Below are 15,726 nucleotides of genomic sequence, written 5' to 3'. Positions count from 1 at the left end.
GGTTTTCGGAGGGGTGTGCGGGTCAGTCGAGGCGGCCTATTCGGCCGTTGCCGGGATTTCCGTGGGGCACGGCCGAGGTGAACGCGGAGAGCGCGGCCCGGCCCAGCAGCAGCGCGGGCCCGTGGGGCCGCTTGCTGTCGCGGACGGCCACCGTCGTCTCGTCGACGATCCCGCATTCCACGCAGTCGGACTGTGATGCGGACGCCGAGGACTTCCACCAGGTCACCGGCAGAGTCGACGCGTCGTCAACGTGCTTCATTCGCTATTCGTTCTTCCTTATCTGGGTGATCAGTTCCACCGACGCCTCGACGGACTCGGCGGCAGACGTGAGGCGTTGCCACGCGGCCCGGTGCGTGGAGACCCGATCACGTTCCTCGATGTACAGGGCGGAGGTCAGCCCTTCCTGGTGGACGACGTCCAGATCCGCGTGCGGACCGAAGCCCAGGATGCTGAAGGTGCCGGTCAGTCCGGCGTGCAGGGGGGCGTCCGAGCGCAACACCTGGATGTTGATGTTCGGGCGCCGCCCCATCGTAAGCAGGCGCCCCAACTGCTCGTACATCAGGGCGGGATCCTCGGTGGTGCAGCGCAGGGCCTGTTCGGAGATGATCGCCCAGAGCGCCAGCGGGTCGCTGTCGCGGGTGAGCACCGCCTGACGTGCCAGCCGTACCTCGACCAGCGCGTCGACCCGCGCCTCGACCGCCTCGGACATCGCGGTCGCCCGGATGATCTCGCGGGCGTACTCGGCGGTCTGGAGCAGGCCGGGGACCATCCCCAACTGCCAGGTGGAGACGGTTTCCGCCTCGGCCTCCAGACTGATCAGGTCCTCGTACACCGGCGTGAGGACACCCCGGTACGAGTGCCACCAGTCGCGGCGGCCGCCCTCCTTGGTGAGCGTGATCAGGGCCGCGCACAGTTCGTCGCTCACGTCGCGGCCGAGTGCGGTGTACAGGTCGAGCAGCGCCTGGATGTCCGCTGCCTTGGGGGCGGTCTTGCCGGTCTCCATCCGGGACAGCTTCGAGGAGACGAACGCGCCCTCGGAGTGCTCCGCGACCTCGTCGAGGGTGAGTTCGCCGCGCAGTTCGCGCAACTTCGCACCGAGTCGGCGCCGGCGCACCGTGGGCGTGCTCACGGGTTCCCCCTTCTCTGCGGTGAACTGCCCGACAGTCTGCCGTGCCGCCCAGGCACTCGCCACCGGCTGACGGCTTGTGCCGCAAGTCTCTCGCAGAGGCGCGCAATTTTTCACATCCCGTGGGACGTATTGCTATCGACTGTGCCGTGAAGGCACCATGAATCCGGGAAATACGAAAGTGACCGCACTCGCATGGCGAACTACCGTGCCTGCGTTGGGACATGCCCGTGAGGGGATCCACATGATCGAACGCCAGCGGAGCACCGCGACCGAAACCCGTGCACTGCAAGTCGTCCCGTCGCCCGTCCTGTTACTGGCGAGCGAGCCCCAGTCGGCCCGGGCGGCACGGAGGTTCGTGAGCGACTTCATCACCCATCACACCCCGGACGCCTCCCGTGACCACATCGAGGCCGTCGCACTGGTCACCTGCGAGCTGGTCACCAACTCCCTGCGGTACGAGACCGACCCGGACGACCCGGTCCGCCTGCTGATCGACTCCGACGGCGCCCGGACCCGGGTCGAGGTGCACGATCCGCTCAACCACCGTCCACGGCTGCGGCCCATCTCCGTCGAGCGCGACCGCGGGCGCGGTCTGCTGATCCTGGACGCGCTGTGCTCGGGCCGCTGGGGTGTGGGCAATCTGCCCTGGGGCAAGTCCATCTGGGCCGAGGTCACCGCCGCCTGACCCGCACCGCCCCCACGACGACGGCCGGTTCCGTGGCGTGCTCCCCTCCCTGCCACGGCACCGGCCGTCGCCGCGCGCCGCAGGACCGGCGGAGTCGGCCCGCCTCACGCCGCGTTGGCCTTTCTTACACTGTGTTGACCCGCCTCACGCTGTGTGTCTCATCTCTCGTCACATCCGGAGAAGGCCTGGTCAGGGGTACCTCAAAATTGAACTGACTGCTCCGAACGGGCGCTCCCAAGTGGCCACCACAGGAGCGGGAGCCTAGCGTCGTACTAATATTTCCGGCTTGTTACCCAGCCGGAGCCGGACAACCCCAGGCAGACCTGAGGACCCGCCGGCGCCCCGGAGGTTCCGGGAACGAGACGCGAGGACCGGATGGCAGCGATTGACGAGAGCAGTGCTCTCGGCCTGCTCGACGAAGAGATCCGCGGGGAGTTCGGGGACACGGCACGGTTCTCCGCGGGAGCGGCGGCCTCGCCGCGCACGCTCGTAGACGTGTTCGAAGCAACGGTACGGAGCCATCCCGACGAGCCCGCACTGGACGACGGGACCGCCCAGCTCACCTACCGCGGCCTCGCGGTGGAGGTCGAGCGACTGCGGCGACGCCTCCACGAGGCCGGGGTGGGACTCGGCGACCGTGTGGGCGTAAGGGTGCCGTCCGGGACCAACGACCTGTACGTCGCCGTGCTCGGCACGCTCGCGGCCGGCGCCGCCTACGTCCCCGTCGACGCCGAGGACCCGGACGAGCGGGCCGCGCTGGTGTTCGGGGAGGCCGAGGTCGCCGCCGTCCTCGGCGCCGGACTCTCGATCGACGTACGCGCCCCCGAGGCACACCACGCCGCACGGCGGCCCGGCGTCGAGGACGACGCCTGGATCATCTTCACCTCTGGTTCCACGGGCAGGCCCAAGGGCGTCGCCGTCACCCACCGCAGCGCCGCCGCCTTCGTGGACGCCGAGTCGGCGCTGTTCCTGACCGAGGACCCGATCGGCCCCGGCGACCGGGTCATGGCGGGCCTCTCGGTGGCCTTCGACGCCTCCTGCGAGGAGATGTGGCTGGCCTGGCGGTACGGCGCCTGCCTGGTGCCCGTGCCGCGCTCCCAGGTCCGCAGCGGCGCCGACCTCGGCCCGTGGCTGGTCGAGCAGGAGATCACCGTCGTCTCGACCGTGCCCACCCTGGCCGCCCTCTGGGAGCCCGAGACCCTCAACGACGTCCGGCTCCTCATCTTCGGCGGCGAGGCCTGCCCGCCCGAGCTGGCGCAGCGCCTGGTCACCGAGGGCCGTGAGGTCTGGAACACCTACGGGCCCACCGAGGCCACCGTGGTGGCCTGCGCGGCCCTGATGAGCGGCGAGGAGCCGATCCGCATCGGACTGCCGCTGAACGGCTGGGAGCTTGCCGTCGTGGACGAGGCGGGCCTGCCCGTGGCGATGGGCGAGAGCGGCCAGCTGGTGATCGGCGGGGCCGGCCTGGCCCGCTACCTCGACGCCGAGAAGGACGCCGAGAAGTACGCGCCGCTGGAGTCCCTGGGCTGGGAGCGGGCCTACCGCAGCGGTGACCTGGTGCGTGCCGACCGCGAGGGGCTGGTGTTCCTCGGGCGCGCGGACGAGCAGATCAAGCTCGGCGGCCGCCGTATCGAGCTCGGCGAGGTCGACGCGGCCCTCCAGGCGCTCCCGGGCGTCGCGGGCGCCGCGGCGGCCGTCCGGACCGCGCGCGGCGGCAACCAGCTGCTCGTCGGCTATGTCGTCACCCAGGACGGCTGGGACCACGCGACCGCCGTCGAGAAGCTGCGCGCCGAGCTGCCCGCGGCCCTCGTCCCGCTGCTCGCGCCCGTCGGGGACCTGCCCACCCGTACCTCGGGCAAGGTCGACCGCAACGCCCTGCCCTGGCCCCTGGAGGGTCTGGAGACGGCCGGCAAGGCGGAGCAGCTCTACGGCACCGAGGCGTGGCTCGCCGAGCAGTGGACCGAGGTCCTCGGCATCCCGGTGGGCAGCGCCTCCGACGACTTCTTCGCGATCGGCGGCGGCAGCCTGTCCGCCGCCCAGCTCACCACCCGGCTGCGCACCCGCTACCCGAGCGCGGCCGTCCTCGACATCTACCAGCAGCCGGTGCTGCGCAAGCTGGCCCGCCGCCTGGCGGCGTCCGCGCAGGACGACAGCGCGCAGCGGACCATCGCGCCGGTGCCGCGCGTCGCCCAGCTGGTGCAGCTCATGGTGCTGCTCCCGCTGTTCACCCTGCTCGGGCTGCGCTGGACGGTCGTCCTGGCCGCGCTCGGCAACGTGCTGGGCGGCTACGGCTGGCTGCCCACCGCGCCCTGGTGGCTGGTCGCCGTCGGCGCCCTGGTCCTGTACACCCCGCCCGGCCGGATCGCGGTCGCCGCAGGGGGCGCACGGCTGCTGCTGCGGGGCGTGAAGCCGGGCCGGTACCCGCGCGGCGGCTCCGTCCACCTGCGGCTGTGGGCCGCCGAGCGGCTGGCCGAGTTCACCGGGGCGACCGCGCTGACCGGGTCCTGGCTGGAGCGGTACGCGCGGGCGCTCGGCGCCAAGATCGGTCCCGACGTGGACCTGCACTCGCTGCCGCCGGTCACCGGCCTGCTCAGGGTGGGACGCGGCGCGGCCGTGGAGTCGGAGGTGGACCTCTCCGGTCACTGGCTGGACGGCGACCGGCTGGTGATCGGCCCGGTCCGGATCGGTGCCCACGCGGTCGTCGGCACCCGCGGCATCCTCTTCCCGGGCGCCCGCGTGGGCAAGCGCGCCGAGGTGGCCCCCGGCTCCGCGGTCACCGGGCAGATCCCGACCGGCCAGCGCTGGGCCGGTGCCCCGGCGGTCAAGCTGGGCAAGGCCAAGCGGAACTGGCCCAAGGAGCGGCCGCAGCGCGGCACCTACTGGCGGATCATGTACGGTCTGACGGGCCTCGGGCTCAGCGCGCTGCCGGTGCTCGCGGGCGCCGTCGCGCTGCTGGTCGCCGGGCGTTTCGTGACCCCCGGTGACGGCCTCGGCGAGGCTCTGCGGGGCGCGGCGATCGCGCTGGTCCCGGCCACGCTGGCCTTCGGGCTGGCGTACGCGCTGCTGATCCTGGTCTCGGTACGGCTGCTCAGCCTGGGCCTCACGGTCGGCACGCATCCGACGCACAGCCGGGTCGGCTGGCAGGCCTGGACGGTCTCCCAGCTGATGGACCGCTCCCGGGACACCTTGTTCCCGTTGTACGCCGGGCTGGTCACCCCCGTGTGGCTGCGGCTGCTCGGGATGCGGATCGGGCGCGGCGCCGAGGTGTCGACCGTGCTCGCGCTGCCGAGCCTGACGACGGTCGGCGAGGGCGCGTTCCTGGCCGACGACACGCTGACCGCGCCGTACGAGCTCGGTGGCGGCTATGTGCGGATCGGGCGCGCGGAGATCGGGCGGCGGGCGTTCCTCGGGAACTCCGGGATGACCGCGCCGGGCCGCAGCGTGCCGGAGGGCGGTCTGGTGGGCGTGCTGTCGGCGACGCCGAAGAAGGCGAAGAAGGGCACGTCGTACCTGGGCCTGCCGCCGGTGAAGCTGCCGCGCAGCTCGTCGGACGGCGACCAGAGCCGGACCTACGAGCCGCCCGCGCGGCTGCTGTGGGCGCGCGGCCTGGTGGAGACGCTCAGGATCGTGCCGGTGCTGTGCTCGGTGGCGCTGGCCGGGCTGACGGTCGCGGCGCTGTGCGCGCTCGGCGCGTGGGCGCCGCTGCTGTCCGGCCCGGTGCTGCTCGCCGCCGGTGCGGCGGCGGGCCTGGTGTCGGTGCTGGCCAAGTGGCTGCTGGTCGGGCGGCACCGCAGCGGGGAGCACCCGCTGTGGAGCTCGTTCGTGTGGCGCAACGAGCTGGCGGACACCTTCGTCGAGGTGCTGGCGGTGCCGTGGCTGGCCGGCTCGGTTCCGGGTACTCCGGTGATGACCGCGTGGCTGCGCGGCCTGGGCGCGCGGATCGGCAAGGGGGTCTGGGTGGAGAGCTACTGGCTGCCGGAGACGGATCTGGTGACCCTGGAGGACGCCGCCACCGTGAATCGCGGCTGTGTCCTGCAGACTCACCTCTTCCACGACCGGATCTTGCGGACGGATACTGTGGTTCTCCGTGAGGGCGCCACACTGGGTCCTGGCGGGATCGTGCTGCCCGGCAGCACGATCGGGGCTCGTACCACCCTGGGTCCCGCGTCGCTCGTCATGGCGGCGGAGTCGGTTCCCGACGACACCCGCTGGCTCGGCAACCCGATCGAGGCATGGCGTCCCTGAGCGCGGACCGTTCGGTGGCCGCGGGCATCGGTGCGCCGAGAGACGGTTCGAGCACAGCGCAGGGAGCGAACGCGGAAGTGGCAGTTCAGCAGTCAGCGGGTCCGGACCCGTACTTCCCGGACAACGGCGACCCCCGGTACCGGGTGCATCGCTATGAGCTCACGCTGGACTACCGGCCCGGCCCCAACCGACTGGCCGGCTCGGTCCGGATCAACGCCATCGCGGGCCGGGCGGCCCTGCCCGAGTTCCAGCTGAACCTGGCCGACTTCAAGATCGGCCGGATCCGGGTGGACGGCCGCCAGCCGCACTGGACGCACCGGGGAGGCAGGCTTCGGGTGAAGCCGGCCAAGCCGCTGCGGGCCGGGGCCGCGTTCACCGTGGAGATCCACTGGTCGGGCAACCCCAAGCCGGTGAACAGCCCCTGGGGCGGGATCGGCTGGGAGGAGCTGACGGACGGCGCGCTGGTGGCGAGCCAGCCGGTCGGCGCGCCCTCCTGGTTCCCGTGCAACGACCGGCCGGCCGACAAGGCGTCCTACCTGATCTCGGTGACCTGCCCGTCCGCGTACTCGGTGGTGGCCGGCGGGCGGCTGCTCACCCGTACCACGAAGGCGTCCACGACGACCTGGGTGTACGAGCAGGCGGCGCCGACCTCGAGTTACCTGGTGGGCCTCGCGATCGGCAAGTTCGAGACGGTGCTGCTGGGGGATCCCGGGTTCGGCGGGATCCCGATGCACGGGCACATACCCGCGCAGCTGCTGCCGGAGTTCTCACGGGACTTCGCCCGGCAGCCCGCGATGATGGACCTCTTCCAACGGCTCTTCGGGCCCTACCCGTTCGAGGAGTACGCCGTCGTCGTCACCGACGAGGAGTTCGACGTCCCCGTCGAGGCACAGGGCTTGTCGCTGTTCGGCGTCAACCACGTGGACGGGGCCCGGGGTTCGGAACGGCTGGTGGCGCACGAACTCGCCCACCAGTGGTTCGGCAACAGCGTGTCCATCGCCGACTGGCGGCACATCTGGCTGAACGAGGGGCTCGCCAAGTACGCGGAGTGGCTGTGGTCGGAGCGGTCCGGCGGACGCAGCGCGCAGCAACTGGCGGCCGCCGCGCACCGGTTGCTGTCCGGGCTGCCGCAGGACATCCGGATCGCCAACCCGGGCCGCAAGGCGATGTTCGACGACCGGCTCTACGAACGCGGCGGGGTCGCGGTCCACGCGATCCGCTGCGCCCTCGGCGACGAGCGGTTCTTCCACATGCTGCGGGCGTGGGCGGGGCTGCACCGGGGCGGGTCCGTGACGACCGCGCTGTTCACCGCGCACGTCAACCGGTTCGCGGACGAGCCGCTCGACGCCCTCCTGGACGCCTGGGTGCACGGCGCTCCGCTGCCCGCGCTGCCCACCCTGGCCGTACCGGCCCGCCCGGTGCAGCCGCCCACCAACGCCGAGTCGGCGTAGGGGGGCGGACCCGTGGCGACGAAACGACCCCGACGGCAGGCCGTCTCCACCTGCCCGTGCGGCCTGGCGGAGACGTACGAGGGGTGCTGCGGCCGGTTCCATCGCGGTGAGGCGGCGGCGCCCACCGCCGAGGCCCTGATGCGTTCGCGGTACAGCGCCTTCGTCCGACGTGACGAGCCGTACCTGCTGCGCACCTGGCATCCCCGGACCCGCCCGGGCCGGCTCGATCTGGATCCCGGGATGCGGTGGACCGGCCTGGAGATCCTGGCGACGACCGACGGCACGCCCTTCCACACCACCGGCACGGTGACCTTCCGCGCCTCCTTCAGGGGCGGCACCCTGCACGAACGCAGCCGCTTCGAACGGGTCGACGGGGCGTGGGTGTACGTGGACGGTGACTTCCCGGCCGCCTAGGGGGCCAGGACGTCCAGTTCCTGGAGGGCGCCTACCGTGATCTCGCGGGTCAGCCGTTCCGCGCGGGCCGCGTCGCCCTCGCGGACCGCCTCGGCCACCTGGACGTGCAGGGTGACGGCGGCCGGGTCGGGGTCCTCGAACATCACCTCGTGGTGGGTCCGGCCCGCGAGGACCTCCGCCACGACGTCGCCGAGCCGGGCGAACATCTCGTTGCCGGACGCCGTGAGGATCACCCGGTGGAAGGCCACGTCGTGGATCAGGTACTGCTCGAGCCGGTGGCCGCGTGAGTTGGCCACCATGCCGAGCGCGCACTCGGTGAGTTCGGCGCACTGCTCGGCCGTCGCGCTCTTCGCCGCCAGGTGCGCGGCCAGCGGTTCGACCGCCGAGCGCAGCACGGTCAGCGAACGCAGCTGGTGGGGGCGGTCGGCACCGGCCAGCCGCCAGCGGATGACCTGCGGGTCGTAGACGTTCCACTCGGCCTTCGGGCGGACCGTCACGCCGACCCGGCGGCGGGACTCGACCAGGTGCATGGACTCCAGCACCCGGACCGCCTCGCGCATCACCGAGCGCGACACCTCGAACTGCTGGGCCAGCTCGTCCGTGCGCAGCACGCTGCCCGGGGGGTACTCGCCGGCGGTGATCGCGGGGCCGAGGGAGTCAAGTACGCGGCCGTGCAGCCCGCGGCCCATGGTGCTCATGCACTCAGCGTACCGAGTGGATCACGGAGCCAAAAAGTCAGACTTATTTGTCACAGACTCTTGAACTCGTCGTACTAATGGGTTTCAGTGAGGCCGACACCGGATGTCGTACGCCGGTGTCTCTCGTCGAGGAATCCCGAGGAAGACAGCGAGGCAGTGATGCGGACCCCCCACGTCGTCGTCGTGATGGGCGTCGCCGGCACCGGCAAGACCACCATCGGTCCTCTGCTCGCCGCCCGGCTCGGCGTCCCCTACGCCGAGGGCGACGACTTCCACCCGGCGGCCAACATCGCCAAGATGTCGGCCGGACACGCGCTGGAGGACGCCGACCGGTGGCCGTGGCTGGACGCCATCGGCTCCTGGGCGCACGGGCGGGAGGGCCTGGGCGGAGTGGTCAGCAGTTCCGCGCTGAAGCGGTCGTACCGCGACCGGCTCCGCGCCGCCGCCCCGGGCGTCGTCTTCGTGCACCTCACCGGCGACCGCAAGCTCATCGAGGACCGGATGGCGCACCGGCAGGGCCACTTCATGCCGACCGCGCTGCTGGACTCCCAGTTCGCCACGCTCCAGCCGCTCGAGGCGGACGAGGCGGGCGTCGCCGTGGACGTCAGCGGCAGCCCCGAGGAGATCACCGCACGGGCCGTGCGGGCCCTGGACGCGCTGCCCGACCTCACCCCGCAGTAACCCCCTCCCCTGTCCCCCGTTCCCCCGTATCTGCAAGGAACCCCCGTGACCAGACTCAGCGTCGAGATGCTGGCAGCGGACACCGTCGCGCCCATCACCTCGGCCGGACATGCCCAGCTCGGCATCGCCGTCCTTGCGGGCATCGCCGTCATCGTCCTGCTCATCACCAAGTTCAAGCTCCACGCCTTCCTGGCGCTCACCATCGGCTCGCTCGCGCTCGGCGCGTTCGCCGGGGCGCCGCTGGACAAGGTCATCACCAGCTTCACCGCCGGCCTCGGCTCCACCGTCGCCGGCGTGGGTGTCCTGATCGCGCTCGGGGCGATCCTGGGCAAGCTGCTGGCCGACTCCGGCGGTGCCGACCAGATCGTCGACACGATCCTCGCCAAGGCCGGCGGCCGGTCCATGCCGTGGGCGATGGTGCTGATCGCCTCCGTGATCGGTCTGCCGCTGTTCTTCGAGGTCGGCATCGTGCTGCTGATCCCGGTGGTGCTGATGGTCGCCAAGCGCGGCAACTACTCCCTGATGCGCATCGGCATCCCGGCGCTGGCCGGTCTGTCCGTGATGCACGGCCTGGTGCCGCCGCACCCCGGCCCGCTGGTCGCGATCGACGCGGTCGGCGCCAACCTGGGCGTGACCCTGGCCCTCGGCGTCCTGGTCGCCATCCCCACGGTGATCGTCGCCGGTCCGCTGTTCTCCAAGGTCGCCGCCCGCTGGGTGGACGTCCCGGCCCCCGACCGGATGCTCCCGCAGCGCCCCTCGGAGGAACTGGAGCGGCGTCCCGGCTTCGGTCCCACCCTCGCCACCATCCTGCTCCCGGTCGTGCTGATGCTGGCCAAGGCGCTGGTGGACATCGTCGTGGACGACCCGGCACACACCGTCCAGCGTGTCTTCGACGTCATCGGCTCCCCGCTGATCGCCCTGCTCGCGGCCGTGATCGTCGGCTTCTTCACGCTGGGCCGCCCGGCCGGGTTCTCCAAGGGACGGCTCCAGCAGACCGTCGAGAAGGGCCTGATGCCCATCGCGGGCATCCTGCTCATCGTCGGCGCCGGCGGCGGCTTCAAGCAGACGCTGATCGACTGCGGTGTCGGCCAGATGATCCTGGAGATCTCCAAGGACTGGTCGATCCCGGCACTGCTGCTGGCCTGGCTGATCGCGGTGGCGATCCGGCTGGCGACGGGCTCGGCGACGGTGGCGACCGTCTCGGCGGCGGGCCTGGTGGCTCCGCTGGCGGCGGACATGTCGACGGCCCACACGGCCCTGCTGGTGCTGGCCATCGGCGCCGGCTCCCTCTTCTTCAGCCATGTCAACGACGCCGGTTTCTGGCTGGTCAAGGAGTACTTCGGGCTGAGCGTCGGGCAGACCGTGAAGACCTGGTCGATCATGGAGACGATCATCTCGGTGGTCGCGGGCGGCCTGGTCCTCCTCCTCTCCCTCATCATCTAGGCAGCATCCAGGGGCTACGACGATGACGGCTCCCCCCTCTTCGACATCGCCGGCCGGACCGCCCTGGTCACCGGGTCCAGCCGGGGCATCGGCCTCACGCCGGCCCGGGGCCGGCTGCACGGTGGTCCTCGACGGACGGGATACCGGTGACCGGGGCGGGACCGAACGGCTGCCTGGTGGTGGCGGCACTGCGGGCTGCCGGGACGGCCCGGGTCACGGCGACCGGCCTGCTGCCGAACGCGTTGCGGCACGCGGCCGCCGCCGGCGCCGGCACGGGGTGACCGGCCGAGGTGGACGCCGCCGTCGAGGCGTCGGGGGTGGCGGCGGGGCTCGTCACCTGTCGTCGTCCAGCTGGGCATGCTGCCGCCGGGGCCGTCGCCGTTCACCGGGAACCTGGTGGTGACCCGGGAGATCGAGCTGTGGGGCGCGTTCCGCCTCGACGGGGGTTCGACGAGGCCCTGGCACTGCTGGCGCGGGAGCCGGTGTTCGACGAGCTGATCAGCGCGGTGGTGCCGGTGCGGGGGGCCGAGGGTGCGGTCGCGCTCGCCGCCGACCGGGGGCGGTCGTGCGAGGTGCCTCTCGACTTCGAGGGCTGAGGCCCCCGGCCGGACCGGTACTACGGCCGCCACAGCGGATGTTCGCGCTTGGCCCACTCCTTGCTCACCTTCCCGGTGCGCAGACCCTGCCTGGCCTCCGGGTCGGCCAGGGCCATGCCGATGTGGCCCGCCAGGACCACGCCGACCGTCAGGGCCAGCCAGTCGTGGACGAAGGTGGCCGAGGTGCGCCACATCAGCGGGGTGAGGTGGGTGAACCACATCAGCAGGCCGGTGGCGAGCATCACCAGCGTCGCGCCGGCGATCCAGTTCGCGTAGATCTTCTGGCCGGCGTTGAACTTGCCCGCCGGGCGGGAGGACGGGCGCTTGTCGCGGCTCAGGGCGGCCCGCAGCCAGAGCCGGTCGTGCGGGCCGAAGCGGTTCAGGAAGCCGAGGTCCCTGCGGAAGGCGCGGGAGGCGAGGCCGAGCAGGACCGGGACGGGCAGGGCCAGGCCCGCGCACTCGTGGATGCGGACGACCAGTTCACGGCGCCCGACCAGGACCGCCAGTTGCGGGATGTAGAGGCAGGCCGCCGTCAGGACACAGATGCCCATCAGCGCCGCCGTCGTGCGGTGGATCCAGCGCTCGGCCGGGGTGAAGCGGTGCAGCCGGTCCGTGGCGGCCGGTGCCTCAGCTCGTAGGCTCATCGTCGCGTCCGTTCGAGCGGCCGACCCAGGCGTCGACGTCGTAGCCGAGGTGCTCCCAGTAGCCCGGCTGCACCTTGTCGGTCACCGTGATGCCGGAGAGCCATTTGGCCGATTTGTAGAAGTACATGGGGGCGACGTAGAGGCGGACCGGACCGCCGTGGTCGTGACCGATGGCCTTGTCCTGCATGCGCAGCGCGACCAGGATGTCCGGCCGGCGCGCCTGGTCGAGGGTGAGGCTCTCGGAGTAGGCGCCGTCGAAGCAGGTGAAGCGGATCGCCTTCGCGTCGTCGCGCACGCCGGCCAGCTCCAGCAGGTGCGACAGGCGCACCCCCTCGAACGGGGTGTCCGGCACCCGCCACCCGGTCACGCACTGGACGTCCTTGACCAGCCGGGTCTGCGGCAGCGCGCGCAGGTCGGCCAGGCTGTAGGTGCGTGGTGTGTCGACCAGGCCGTCGATCTTCAGCTGGTAGTCGGCCGCGGTCCTGTTCGGCACCGACCCGGTCACCGAGTAGTAGCGGAAGCCGCCGCCGTTCGGGAGCAGGCCGGTCAGGCCGGTGGGGTCCTTGCCGGAGAAGGTGCCGAGGACCGACTCGGTGACGCGTTGCAGTACCGGCGCGGTCACGACACCGAGGGCGCCCAGGCCCACGGTGCCGAGGAACACCCGTCGGCCGATCGGCCGGCCCTCCTCGGGTCGTTCAGAGTTCACGTACTCATTCGAACACCCGCGGGGCGGGACCGGCCAGGAAATCCGGCCGCCGTAAGAAATCCACAACCTCTTCTCATCAACCGCTTCGGGTCAGCCGCTTCGCCTCAGCCGCCGAGCGCGCGCTCCCGGGCCGCCCGGAACGCCTCGCACGGGTCGCGGTCCGGGTAGCACCAGGGTGCCGGGGTGGCATGCCGGCCGATGCGCTGGAACAGGGCCGCGGCCTCGGCGTACCGGCCGGCGCCCCAGGTGGCGTGGGCGAGGTGGTTGAGGTCGACATGGCGGCGCGGGTGCTCCTCGGTCCCCCACTCCAGCCACCAGTCGAAGGCCGCGCTCAGGGCTCGCCGGGCGGCCGGCTCGGCCCAGTGGCCGGCCTCGGCCGGGTCGGCGGGCGCCCGGCCGGTGGCGGCGAGCACCCGGTGCCGCTCGGCGTACGCGACGACGGGGAGGACGGCGAGCGGGGAGTCGGCCGGGGCCGCGGCGGCCGAGCGTTGCGCGAAGGCGCGCAGTCCGTACGCCCCCTCGTCCTCGGTCTCCGCGATCCGGGCGGCCATCAGGTGGTGGGCGTGGTGGTGCTCGCGGTGGCGGTCGCACACCTCGTGGAACATGCGGCGCGTCTCGCCTTCGGTGCCGAGCCGGCGGGCGAGCAGCAGGCGGCCGAGCCACGGAGTGGGGTCCGCGGGGGCGAGCTCGGCGGCGATGGCGCAGGCCTGACGGGCCCGGTCGGGGGGTTCCTTGCCGCGCAGCGCACGCCGGACCAGGGTCAGGGCGTAGAGGGTGGCGGCGCCCGCGGAGCCGGGCTCGGCGAGCAGCCACTCGCGGGCCCAGGCTACGGCGTAGGGCTCGCGGGCGAGGACGGTGGCTCGGTGGCCCCTGCGGTCCCAGTCGTCACCCGTGTGGAGCAGCAGGGAGCGGGCGGCCTGCCAGCGGCCCTGGGCCAACGCGGCTCGCGCGGAGATGAGTTCGGCGTCGCCGAGGGCGCCGTCGGGACAGTGTCCGCACTCGTGGGGCGCTGCCGCGCGGGGACCTGCGGCGACGGCCGGGCCTGGGCCTAAGAGGGGCGGGGTTGGGGGCACCGCGGAACTTCCTGGTTGTCGGGCTGCCATCGGCCGATCACGCACAGCAAACCCCCAGCCAAGACTTTGCGTCAAGCCGAACGGGGCTGGTACCCCGTTCAACTACCCGGAACACAACGCAACTTGACGCGCGCCCGGGCTCGTTGGGCGTACCGTGGCCGTGGGGCTCCGCGTTCCGGCTGTGGCGTACGCCATGGCGCGGGCCGCCCGGGCGTCGGACCATGGCCGTACCGGTCCCGCCGCCGCCCTGATCCACCCGGCGTGTCCGGCTCGGGCGCCGTGACCGAGTCAATCGCCCGGTTCCGGGTACTCCCGGAGCATCACCCATCCGCGAGCGCTACAGTCGGCCACTACGCACCCCGTAGCCCGGCCGCATGATCGAGGTACGCAGCGTGTCCGTTCTGGTTCTGATTCTCGCCGTGAGTGCGGCCTGTTGCCTCGGCTTCGGGTTCGTGCTCCAGCAGAACGTCGCCCAGAAAGCCCCGCTCAGCGACTTCCTCTCGTTCCGGCTGCTGATCGACCTGATGAGGGTGCCGCGCTGGCTCGGCGGGATCGGCCTGATGGTGACCGGCATGGTGCTCGGCGCGATCGCCCTCGGCAAGGGCGAGATCTCCCTGGTCGAGCCGCTGCTGGCGACGAACCTGCTCTTCGCCCTGGCGCTCTCCCGCCACCAGACCAAGCATCCCCTGAGCCACCAGGGCTGGGCCGGACTCGGCCTGCTCGCGGGTGGGGTGACCGCGTTCATCCTGGCGGGCCAGCCACGCGGCGGCGACGCCATCGCCAACCCGCTGCGGCACTGGCTGATCATCGGCGTGGTGGTCGGCCTCGCCCTGGTGCTCACCACCTGCGCCAAGCGGTCCCGGCTCAGCGCCGGGCCCACCCTGCTCGCCCTCGCCGCCGGCCTGCTGTACGGCGTACAGGACGCCCTGACCCGGGTGACCAGCACCCGGTTCTCCGAGGGCGGCATCACCGAGGTGGTGACCGGCTGGCAGCCGTACGGCGTGCTGGTGCTCGGGGTCAGCGGGCTGGTCCTCGTGCAGAGCGCGTTCGAGACGGCGGAGCTGCGCAACTCGCTGCCCGCGCTCACCGCCGCCCAGCCGCTCGCCGGGATCCTGTGCGGCGTCGGCTTCCTCGGGGACCGCCTGCGCACCGACACCGGGGCGCTGGCCTGGGAGGCGGCGGGGCTCGCGGCGATCGTGGCGGGCATCGTGCTGCTCGGACTGCATCCCGCGATGCCTCGCGGTCCGGCACCGAAGGAACCCTCGCTGGACCTCCAGCCGCGCTGAGACCACGCCCCGCCGGCCTGCTTGGATGGCGCCATGAAGCCTGCTGACGAAATCCTCGACATCGTCGACGAGCACGACCAGGTGATCGGACAGGCCCCCCGCGGTGAGGCGTACGCCCGGGGCCTGCGGCACCGCTGCGCCTTCATCCTGGCGCGCGACGCCGCCGGCCGTGTCTTCGTCCACCGCCGCACCGCGACCAAGCTGGTCTTCCCCTCCCTGTACGACATGTTCGTCGGGGGCGTGGTCGGCGCGGGCGAGTCCTACGACGACGCCGCGCTGCGCGAGGCCGAGGAGGAACTGGGCGTGTCCGGGCTGCCCCGTCCCACGTACCTCTTCAAGTTCCGGTACGACGACGACGGCGGCCACAGCTGGTGGTCTGCGGTGTACGAGGTCCGCTGCGAGCTGCCGGTACGGCCGCAGGTGGAGGAGGTGGCCTGGCACGACTTCCTGGCGGAGGAGGACCTGACGGCCCGCCTCGGCGCGTGGGAGTGGGTTCCGGACGGCCTGGCGGCGTGGGAGCGGCTGCGGGAGTGGCGGGCCCGCAAGGAGCGCTGAGGCTCCCCCGTTATGTTTTCCGCGGTCCTGCAAGAGGGCCGCTGGCCTCCGGGCCCGGCATGGCTGTTCCCCCCTGTCGAACAGATGACCTGGGGGGTGGTGCCACCGGGCCCGAGAGGC

At 72.3% G+C, this 15,726-nt stretch carries 14 protein-coding genes and 2 pseudogenes; 10 read left to right on the top strand and 6 right to left on the bottom strand.

Features of this window, described 5'->3' with window-relative positions; translation table 11 throughout:
• Positions 1–22 precede the first annotated feature (22 nt).
• Complete coding sequence (locus ACZ4O3_RS35380; protein ID WP_362724047.1) at positions 23–259, bottom strand: DUF397 domain-containing protein; 237 nt, start codon at positions 257–259, stop codon at positions 23–25.
• A gap of 3 nt (positions 260–262) precedes the next feature.
• On the bottom strand, positions 263–1,129 hold the full coding sequence (locus ACZ4O3_RS35375) for a helix-turn-helix domain-containing protein (RefSeq protein ID WP_362724050.1): 867 nt from the start codon (positions 1,127–1,129) through the stop codon (positions 263–265).
• 283 nt (positions 1,130–1,412) lie between these two features.
• Here ACZ4O3_RS35375 and ACZ4O3_RS35370 point away from each other — a divergent pair, with 283 nt between their 5' ends.
• The 4 genes from ACZ4O3_RS35370 (at position 1,413) to ACZ4O3_RS35355 (ending at position 7,924) form a co-directional block, all read left to right on the top strand.
• On the top strand, positions 1,413–1,814 hold the full coding sequence (locus ACZ4O3_RS35370) for an ATP-binding protein (RefSeq protein WP_467726351.1): 402 nt from the start codon (positions 1,413–1,415) through the stop codon (positions 1,812–1,814).
• Between the two features lie 375 nt (positions 1,815–2,189).
• Entirely contained in the window at positions 2,190–6,059 is a 3,870-nt protein-coding gene (locus ACZ4O3_RS35365) for a Pls/PosA family non-ribosomal peptide synthetase (protein ID WP_467726267.1), read from the top strand.
• 77 nt (positions 6,060–6,136) lie between these two features.
• Positions 6,137–7,510 carry a M1 family metallopeptidase gene (locus ACZ4O3_RS35360; RefSeq protein ID WP_467726265.1) on the top strand — a complete coding sequence of 458 codons (1,374 nt, stop codon included), beginning with the start codon at positions 6,137–6,139 and terminating at the stop codon, positions 7,508–7,510.
• Between the two features lie 12 nt (positions 7,511–7,522).
• Positions 7,523–7,924, top strand: a complete 402-nt coding sequence (locus ACZ4O3_RS35355) for a YchJ family protein (protein ID WP_384996671.1) — start codon at positions 7,523–7,525, stop codon at positions 7,922–7,924.
• On the opposite strand, the gene ACZ4O3_RS35350 is transcribed toward ACZ4O3_RS35355, so the two are convergent.
• Positions 7,921–8,622 (bottom strand): FadR/GntR family transcriptional regulator, encoded by a 702-nt coding sequence (locus tag ACZ4O3_RS35350; protein WP_362723955.1) that lies wholly within the window; start codon positions 8,620–8,622, stop codon positions 7,921–7,923. The genes ACZ4O3_RS35355 and ACZ4O3_RS35350 overlap by 4 nt on opposite strands.
• 159 nt (positions 8,623–8,781) lie before the next feature.
• Between ACZ4O3_RS35350 and ACZ4O3_RS35345 the strand changes: the two genes are divergently transcribed.
• From ACZ4O3_RS35345 to ACZ4O3_RS35330, 4 genes and pseudogenes are all read left to right on the top strand, one after another.
• A complete protein-coding gene (locus tag ACZ4O3_RS35345) occupies positions 8,782–9,303 on the top strand; it encodes a gluconokinase (protein ID WP_362723953.1) in 522 nt (173 codons plus the stop codon).
• 45 nt (positions 9,304–9,348) lie between these two features.
• Positions 9,349–10,746, top strand: coding sequence for a GntT/GntP/DsdX family permease (locus ACZ4O3_RS35340; protein WP_362723951.1), 1,398 nt, complete (start codon positions 9,349–9,351; stop codon positions 10,744–10,746).
• Between the two features lie 45 nt (positions 10,747–10,791).
• Positions 10,792–10,888 (top strand): annotated as a pseudogene (locus ACZ4O3_RS35335) (gluconate 5-dehydrogenase); the annotation flags it as partial.
• Between the two features lie 4 nt (positions 10,889–10,892).
• Positions 10,893–11,342: pseudogene (locus tag ACZ4O3_RS35330) on the top strand (MDR/zinc-dependent alcohol dehydrogenase-like family protein); the annotation flags it as partial.
• Positions 11,343–11,362: 20 nt separating this feature from the next.
• Here the strand turns inward: ACZ4O3_RS35330 and ACZ4O3_RS35325 are convergent.
• From ACZ4O3_RS35325 to ACZ4O3_RS35315, 3 genes are all read right to left on the bottom strand, one after another.
• A complete protein-coding gene (locus ACZ4O3_RS35325; RefSeq protein ID WP_362723948.1) occupies positions 11,363–11,986 on the bottom strand; it encodes a cytochrome b/b6 domain-containing protein in 624 nt (207 codons plus the stop codon).
• Positions 11,970–12,692, bottom strand: a complete 723-nt coding sequence (locus tag ACZ4O3_RS35320; RefSeq protein WP_362723945.1) for a molybdopterin-dependent oxidoreductase — start codon at positions 12,690–12,692, stop codon at positions 11,970–11,972. Before ACZ4O3_RS35320 ends, ACZ4O3_RS35325 begins: the two co-directional genes overlap by 17 nt.
• Before the next feature lie 104 nt (positions 12,693–12,796).
• Positions 12,797–13,765 carry a hypothetical protein gene (locus ACZ4O3_RS35315; protein ID WP_467726263.1) on the bottom strand — a complete coding sequence of 323 codons (969 nt, stop codon included), beginning with the start codon at positions 13,763–13,765 and terminating at the stop codon, positions 12,797–12,799.
• 392 nt (positions 13,766–14,157) lie between these two features.
• Between ACZ4O3_RS35315 and ACZ4O3_RS35310 the strand changes: the two genes are divergently transcribed.
• Positions 14,158–15,051 carry a DMT family transporter gene (locus ACZ4O3_RS35310; RefSeq protein ID WP_384996682.1) on the top strand — a complete coding sequence of 298 codons (894 nt, stop codon included), beginning with the start codon at positions 14,158–14,160 and terminating at the stop codon, positions 15,049–15,051.
• Positions 15,052–15,084: 33 nt separating this feature from the next.
• Complete coding sequence (locus ACZ4O3_RS35305) at positions 15,085–15,606, top strand: NUDIX hydrolase (RefSeq protein WP_467726262.1); 522 nt, start codon at positions 15,085–15,087, stop codon at positions 15,604–15,606.
• Positions 15,607–15,726 lie beyond the last annotated feature (120 nt).

It is taken from the genome of Streptomyces sp. NPDC026515, assembly GCF_055567595.1.
The sequence above is the reverse complement of the archived record's forward strand: the minus strand, read 5'-3'. Positions and strand labels throughout refer to the sequence as shown.